This is a genomic window from Acidovorax sp. KNOB132 (assembly GCF_057541515.1).
Genome location: NZ_BAAJYT010000033.1, coordinates 24,370 through 30,946 on the forward strand (window position 1 = coordinate 24,370; position 6,577 = coordinate 30,946).

Here is a 6,577-nt window from a genome sequence, read left to right on the forward strand (position 1 = left end):
GCGCGGCCATCGCGCAAGGGCTTTTTTGTTACAGACCGAAGGCGCTCAGGGCGCGAAAGACAGCGCCAGTCCCGACTGCTCGCTGGCACTGCGATCCAGGGCTTCGAAGAACTCGCCCGCCCCCTTGGTGTCCATCCAGCGCTGGCCGTCGAACCGGTAGTGGTAGCCGCCGGACTGTGCGGCCAGCCAGATTTCGTGCAGCGGTTTTTGCAGGTTGATGACGATCTGGCTGCCGTTCTGGAACGCGATGGTCACCATGCCTCCGGAGCGTTGTGCGTCAAGGTCGGCGTCCGAGGTGTCGTTGATGCGATCGCAGCCTTGCTCGACAGCGAGCAGGAGCTTTTCCGCGTGGTCCAGGAATTCGAGGTCAGTCATTAGAATCGGCGGATGTTGAGAGCATCGCAAATTCTAGTCAGGACGCTTGCCCTTGCTGCGAGTGCGGCGGCCCTGTCGGGCTGCGGCCAGCGCGGCCCGCTGTACCTACCCACCGACCCCGCTGCCAGCCAGCGGGCCACCCTGCCCCAGACGCTGGACCCGATGCGCGACACGCCCACGCCGGCGCCGATCGTCCCCACCGCCCCCTCCCGTTCCGCTTCCTCCCCGACTCCATGACCTTGCCTGCCCTGCCCGGCCATCCCCACATCGCCTACCGCGGCGACGCACTGTTCATCGAACAACTCCCCCTCGCCGACCTGGCGCGGCAGCACGGCACGCCGCTGTACGTCTATTCGCAAGCGTCCATGCTGGACGCGCTGGCCGCCTACCAGCGCGGCTTTGCCGGCCGCCAGGTGCAGATCTGCTACGCCATGAAGGCGAACTCGTCGCTGGCGGTACTGCAGCTTTTCGCGCGCCAGGGCTGCGGTTTCGACATCGTGTCCGGCGGCGAACTGGAACGCGTGCTGGCCGCCGGCGGCGATCCGCGCAAGATCATCTTCTCGGGCGTCGGCAAGACGCGGGCCGAGATGCGGCAGGCCCTGCAGGCCGGCATCGGCTGCTTCAACGTCGAGAGCGAGTCCGAACTGGACGTGCTGAGCGAGGTGGCCGTGGCCTTCGGCACGAAGGCGCCGATCAGCATCCGCGTCAATCCCAACGTGGACCCGAAGACGCATCCCTACATTTCCACCGGGCTCAAGGGCAACAAGTTCGGCGTGGCACACGAGCGCATCGTCGCGGCCTACCAGCATGCCGCATCGCTGCCGGGGCTGAAGGTGGCCGGCATCGACTTCCACATCGGCTCGCAGATCACCGACGAGACACCCTACCTCGACGCGACCGATCGACTGCTCGACCTGATCGAGGAGATCGAGGCCGCAGGCATTCCGATCCACCACATCGACTTCGGCGGCGGCCTGGGCATCGACTACAACGGCGACACGCCACCGGCCGCCGATGCGCTGTGGGCCAAGCTGCTGGCCAAGCTGGATGCGCGCGGCTTCGGTGACCGCCATTTCATGATCGAGCCCGGCCGCTCGCTGGTGGGCAATGCCGGGGTGTGCGTGACCGAGGTGCTGTACGTGAAGCCCGGCGAGCAGAAGAACTTCTGCATCGTCGATGCGGCGATGAACGACCTGCCGCGCCCCGCGATGTACCAGGCGTTCCACGCCATCGTGCCCGTGCAGGCGGCCGCGGCCGGCGCAGCGGCCGGGGTGTACGACGTGGTGGGCCCGGTGTGCGAGAGCGGCGACTGGATCGGCCGCGACCGCACGCTGGCGGTGCAGCCGGGCGACCACCTGGCCGTGCTGTCGGCCGGCGCGTATTGCAGCTCGATGGGCAGCAACTACAACACGCGCGCCCGCCCGGCCGAAGTGCTGGTGGATGGCACGCAGGCCCACCTGATCCGCGCGCGCGAATCGGCGGCCGACACCTTCCGCCACGAGAAACTGGTGGGCTGACTGGCCAACGCTTGATTCGCATCAAGCCCTGGGCACGGGGGGCGGCCTACATTGGCATTTTTCAAGAATGCTGCATGCCATGGCCCTGGAACCGCTGGAACTGTACCGAGACAAGCACCACGCCTGCCTGATGTTCTCCGACCTCATCGAGGAGGACGGGCAGGCCGTTCAGGCCAATCAATTCCTGATCGTGGACGGCGACACGGGCGCCATCATCGACCCGGGCGGCAACCTCGCCTTCAACGAACTGTTCATGGGAATGTCCAAGCATTTCCCGCCGCACAAGCTGTCGTACCTGATCGCCTCGCATGCCGACCCGGACATCATCGCCTCGCTCGACCGCTGGATGACCAGCACCAAAGCCACGCTGGTGATCTCGCGCGTGTGGGAGCGCTTCGCGCCGCATTTCACCAAGGTCGGCAAGACGGAGAACCGGGTGATCGGCGTGCCGGACGGCGGCGGCCACCTGCCGCTGGGGCGGCACGAGCTGGTGCTGCTGCCAGCGCACTTCATGCACTCCGAGGGCAACTTCCACTTCTACGACCCGGTCAGCCGCATCCTCTTCACGGGGGACCTGGGCGTGTCGATGACCTCGGGCACCGAGGCGCGCGAGCCCGTGACCGATCTGGCGCCGCACATTCCGCGCATGGAAGGGTTCCACCGCCGCTACATGGTGTCCAACAAGATCCTGCGGCTGTGGGTGCGCATGGTGCGGCAGATGGACATCGCCATGCTGGTGCCCCAGCACGGCGCGCCGATCATGGGGCCGAAGGCCATCGGCGATTTCTTCGACTGGATCGAGAACCTGATGTGCGGCATCGACCTGTTCGACGACCGGGCCTACCAGTTCCCCACGGCCTTCATCGACCCGGCCACCCGGCAGGTGCGTCCGGCCCTGCACGCCGTGCAGGGGCGATCCTAGCCAAAAAGGCCTCCAGCACAATCAGTACTAGGGCATATTGCTATTATTTTAATAGCATCATGCCGTGCGGGCGGCCACCGGGCGCCGGGCGTAGCGCTTCCACACGCGCCAGCCCAGCAGCGTGCCCAGGATGGCCGCGTACACCGCCACCTCGGCGAAGTTGTTCTTGCCCGCGCGCATCCAGAAAAAGTGCAGCAGCGCCAGCCCCGCGACCGCATAGACGATCCGATGCAGCGCCTGCCAGCGCTTGGCGCCCAGCCAGCGGATGGCGCGATTGAACGACGTGGCCGCCAGCAGCGTGAGCAGCACGATGGCCAGCGTGCCCACCAGGATGAAAGGCCGCTTGCCGATGTCGTACACGATCTCCGGCCAGTCGAAGCCCATGTCCAGCCAGGCGTAGGCCACGAGGTGCAGCACCGCATAGAAATACACGAACAGCCCCAGCATGCGCCGAAAGCGCGCCAGGGCCGGCGTGCCCGTGATGACGCGCAGCGGCGTCACCGCCAGCGCCAGGCACAGGGCCCGCAGCGCCCAGTCGCCACTCTCGCGGATCAGCGCCTCGGCCGGGTTGGGGCCGAGCCGGTCGGTGGCGGCGCCGAACACCAGCCACGCCAGCGGCAGCAGGCACAGGGCGAACACCACCGGCTTGGCGGCGGGATGCATCAGCAGTTTTTTCATGGCGGCGGCCCTCGAAGGCGCTGGCGGCGGGATGTTGGACGCGGGGCGGGTCAGTAGAACTTCTTCAGGTCCATGCCGGCGTACAGCGAGGCCACCTGGGCCTCGTAGCCGTTGAACATCAGCGTCTTGCGTTTCTTGGCGAACAGGCCGTCCTCGCCGATGCGCCGCTCGGTGGCCTGGCTCCAGCGCGGGTGGTCCACGTTCGGGTTCACGTTGGAATAAAAGCCGTATTCCTGCTTGGCGGCCTTGTTCCAGGCCGTGCCCGGCTCCTTGTCGGTCAGGCGGATCTTGACGATGCTCTTGGCACTCTTGAAGCCGTACTTCCAGGGCACCACCAGCCGCACCGGCGCGCCGTTCTGGTTGGGCAGCACCTCGCCGTACATGCCGAAGGTGAGCAGCGTGAGCGGGTGCATGGCCTCGTCCATGCGCAGCCCCTCGGTGTAGGGCCAGTCGAGCACGGCGGAGCCGACGAAGGGCATGGTCTTCTTGTCGGCCAGCGTGACGAACTCCACGTACTTGGCGCTGCCCTGCGGCTCCACGCGCTTGAGCAGCTCGGCCAGCGAGTAGCCCACCCACGGAATCACCATGGACCAGCCCTCGACGCAGCGCAGGCGGTAGATGCGCTCTTCCTGGGCGCTGAGCTTGATGAGGTCCTCGATGCCGAACTTGCCCGGCTTGTTGACCAGCCCCTCGACCTCGACCGTCCAGGGCGTGGTCTTCAGGGTGTGGGCGTTGCGGGCCGGGTCGGCCTTGTCCACGCCGAACTCGTAGTAGTTGTTGTAGGTGCTGGCGTCCTTGTAGTCGGTCACCTTTTCCATGGTGTTGGCGCCCGCCACCGCCGATTTGCCGCCGGCCAGGGCCGCCAGCTTGCCCGGACGCGCGGCCTGGGCGCCGGCATCGCGTGCGGCCCAGGTGGCCAGGGCCGCCCCGGCAGCGCCGCCGGCCATGAGCTTGATGAGGTCTCGCCGGCCTTCGTAGACGGCGCGGGGGGTGATTTCGCTGCTGGCGGCGTGGATGAAGCCGTTGTCTCTGCGGGGAATCGGCATGGGGAATCCTTGTGGTTCGGGGGGACGATGCTGGTTATACGCGCACCGGCCCCGAAAGGATTCATTGTGGGCTACAACGTTCCGTAGCTGTGCAGCCCCGACAGCCACATGTTTACGCCCAGGAAGGCGAACGTGGTCACGCCCAGCCCCACCAGCGCCCACCAGGCGGACACGGTGCCGCGCAGGCCCTTCATCAGGCGCATGTGCAGCCAGGCCGCGTAGTTGAGCCACACGATCAGCGCCCAGGTCTCCTTGGGGTCCCAGCTCCAGTAGCCGCCCCAGGCCTCGGCCGCCCAGAGCGCGCCCAGCACCGTGGCGATGGTGAAGAAGGCGAAGCCCACGGCGATGGCCTTGTACATGACATCGTCCAGCACCTCGAACGACGGCAGACGGGCCGCGATGCGCCGGCGGCCCAGCAGGATGCCCGCCACGATGAACGCCGACACGCCGAAATACACCATCCAGTAGGCGCCGCCGTTCTCGGTGGCGCCCTGGCGGAACACGATGGGCTCGAAGCACAGCACCACGCCCAGCAGCCACAGGGGCGCGAGCTTGTACCAGCGCGTCTCGCCGGCCTGCTGCTTGATGAGGTAGGCGAACGCCACCATGGCCGACAGCGCGAAGGTGCCGTAGCCGATGAAGTTGGCGGGCACGTGCAGCTTCATCCACCAGCTCTTCAGGGCCGGCACCAGGGGCTGGATCTCGTGCGCCTCGCGCACCACGGTGTACCAGAGCAGAAAGCCCACGGCGGCGCTGACCACCAGCATGACGAAGCCGCCCAGCGCGCGGGTCTCGTACTGCGCCTCGTAATAGAGGTAGAAGGCCGCGGTCATCCAGCAAAACAGCACGAACACCTCGTACAGGTTGCTGACCGGGATGTGGCCCACGTCGGCGCCGATGAGGTAGCTCTCGTACCAGCGCACCAGCGTGCCGATGAGCGCCATGCCGATGCCCACCCACGCCAGGCGCGAGCCCAGCAGCGACAGGGTGCGGCCCTCGCCGCGGGAGAACATGCCGATCCAGTAGAACGCCGTGCTCATGAAGAACAGCATGCTCATCCACAGGATGGCCGACTGGCTGGACAGGAAATACTTGAGGCCGAACACCGTGTCGGCGCGCGCCAGGCTGCCGGCGCCGTCCTGCTGGTACAGGCCGATGGCCGCCAGGGCGAAGGCCGCCACCACCACCATCAGTACCCGCAGCGGCCGCCAGAACCAGCCCAGCCACACGGTGCAGGGAATGGCGCCCAGCAGGATGCCTTTTTCGTAGACATCCATGAACGCGCCGTAGCGCTGCAGCGCGAACAGCCCGCCCGCCGCGACCAGCGCGGCGAAGACCCAGTCGAAGGCATTGCGCCGGGCCAGGAACCCCTCGTTCAGGGTGATGGTGCGGTCGGCGCGATCCGTGCGATCGCGGGCAGCGTCCGTGGCGGCGGTGTTCATGCGGTGTCTCCGTGGGGCCGCGCCCCGATGAGTTTGTCGGTGAGCCGGGCGAACTCGCGGTCGCCGTCCAGGGTCTTGCGGTTGCTCGACAGCGCCATGGTGGCCTGGGCGCCCCCGTCCTGGGGCACCAGCCACACCCACAGGCGCCGTTCGCGCACGTAGAGCATCGAAAACACGCCAATGATCAGCAGCGCGCAGCCAAGGTACACGATGTTCTTGCCCGGCGCGCGGGCCACCTGGAAGACACTCGCCTGCACCTGGGTGAAGTCCTTGAGCTCGAACGCCAGGGGCACGGGGTAGGCCTGCGCGTCGCTGAGCGACAGCACCGCCTGCGTCATGAACGCCTGGGTGGCATCGCTCTGCGCCAGGGGTTTGAGGCCCGCACGCTCGCGCGTCAGCTGGGCCAGCTCGAACAGCGCGCCGTTCAGGATGCGGATCAGCACCTCGCCCGCCCGCTCGCGTTCGGCCGGCGGCACGTTGGCCTCCATGAAGTCCGAGATCGCCTGCAGGCCGCCGCGGCCCGGCGCACCGCCCTTGCCGGTGGTGGCGCCTGCCGCGCCGGCGTCCGCCCCGGCAAAAAAGCGACAGGGGCGCGCA

At 67.4% G+C, this 6,577-nt stretch carries 8 protein-coding genes; 3 read left to right on the forward strand and 5 right to left on the reverse strand.

The features are described 5' to 3' along the window. Positions 1 to 45 precede the first annotated feature (45 nt). Positions 46 to 375 (reverse strand): iron donor protein CyaY, encoded by a 330-nt coding sequence (cyaY, locus tag AC27IO_RS07675; protein WP_272567550.1) that lies wholly within the window; start codon positions 373 to 375, stop codon positions 46 to 48. A gap of 12 nt (positions 376 to 387) precedes the next feature. Here cyaY and lptM point away from each other — a divergent pair, with 12 nt between their 5' ends. From lptM to AC27IO_RS07690, 3 genes are all read left to right on the forward strand, one after another. After that, positions 388 to 612 (forward strand): LPS translocon maturation chaperone LptM, encoded by a 225-nt coding sequence (gene lptM, locus AC27IO_RS07680; RefSeq protein ID WP_272567549.1) that lies wholly within the window; start codon positions 388 to 390, stop codon positions 610 to 612. Further along, positions 609 to 1,892 carry a diaminopimelate decarboxylase gene (gene lysA / locus AC27IO_RS07685; RefSeq protein WP_498738237.1) on the forward strand — a complete coding sequence of 428 codons (1,284 nt, stop codon included), beginning with the start codon at positions 609 to 611 and terminating at the stop codon, positions 1,890 to 1,892. Before lptM ends, lysA begins: the two co-directional genes overlap by 4 nt. A gap of 79 nt (positions 1,893 to 1,971) precedes the next feature. Continuing rightward, complete coding sequence (locus tag AC27IO_RS07690; protein WP_272567546.1) at positions 1,972 to 2,814, forward strand: oxygen-binding di-iron domain-containing protein; 843 nt, start codon at positions 1,972 to 1,974, stop codon at positions 2,812 to 2,814. Between the two features lie 57 nt (positions 2,815 to 2,871). Here the strand turns inward: AC27IO_RS07690 and msrQ are convergent, their stop codons facing one another. The 4 genes from msrQ to AC27IO_RS07710 form a co-directional block, all read right to left on the reverse strand. After that, positions 2,872 to 3,492 carry a protein-methionine-sulfoxide reductase heme-binding subunit MsrQ gene (msrQ, locus tag AC27IO_RS07695; RefSeq protein ID WP_498738239.1) on the reverse strand — a complete coding sequence of 207 codons (621 nt, stop codon included), beginning with the start codon at positions 3,490 to 3,492 and terminating at the stop codon, positions 2,872 to 2,874. Positions 3,493 to 3,542: 50 nt separating this feature from the next. Beyond that, positions 3,543 to 4,538, reverse strand: coding sequence for a protein-methionine-sulfoxide reductase catalytic subunit MsrP (gene msrP / locus AC27IO_RS07700; protein ID WP_272567544.1), 996 nt, complete (start codon positions 4,536 to 4,538; stop codon positions 3,543 to 3,545). A gap of 71 nt (positions 4,539 to 4,609) precedes the next feature. Then, positions 4,610 to 5,980, reverse strand: coding sequence for a c-type cytochrome biogenesis protein CcsB (gene ccsB / locus AC27IO_RS07705; protein ID WP_317352643.1), 1,371 nt, complete (start codon positions 5,978 to 5,980; stop codon positions 4,610 to 4,612). Continuing rightward, a partial coding sequence (locus AC27IO_RS07710) for a cytochrome c biogenesis ResB family protein (protein WP_498738242.1) occupies positions 5,977 to 6,577 on the reverse strand: 601 nt, incomplete at its 5' end. The genes ccsB and AC27IO_RS07710, both read right to left, overlap by 4 nt.

What these genes read in the sequence shown, in the direction of transcription:
- cyaY (WP_272567550.1), bottom strand. Translation starts at nt 375, where the DNA reads ATGACTGACCTCGAATTCCTGGACCACGCGGAAAAGCTCCTGCTCGCT.
- lptM (WP_272567549.1), top strand. Translation starts at nt 388, where the DNA reads ATGTTGAGAGCATCGCAAATTCTAGTCAGGACGCTTGCCCTTGCTGCG.
- lysA (WP_498738237.1), top strand. Translation starts at nt 609, where the DNA reads ATGACCTTGCCTGCCCTGCCCGGCCATCCCCACATCGCCTACCGCGGC.
- AC27IO_RS07690 (WP_272567546.1), top strand. Translation starts at nt 1,972, where the DNA reads ATGGCCCTGGAACCGCTGGAACTGTACCGAGACAAGCACCACGCCTGC.
- msrQ (WP_498738239.1), bottom strand. Translation starts at nt 3,492, where the DNA reads ATGAAAAAACTGCTGATGCATCCCGCCGCCAAGCCGGTGGTGTTCGCC.
- msrP (WP_272567544.1), bottom strand. Translation starts at nt 4,538, where the DNA reads ATGCCGATTCCCCGCAGAGACAACGGCTTCATCCACGCCGCCAGCAGC.
- ccsB (WP_317352643.1), bottom strand. Translation starts at nt 5,980, where the DNA reads ATGAACACCGCCGCCACGGACGCTGCCCGCGATCGCACGGATCGCGCC.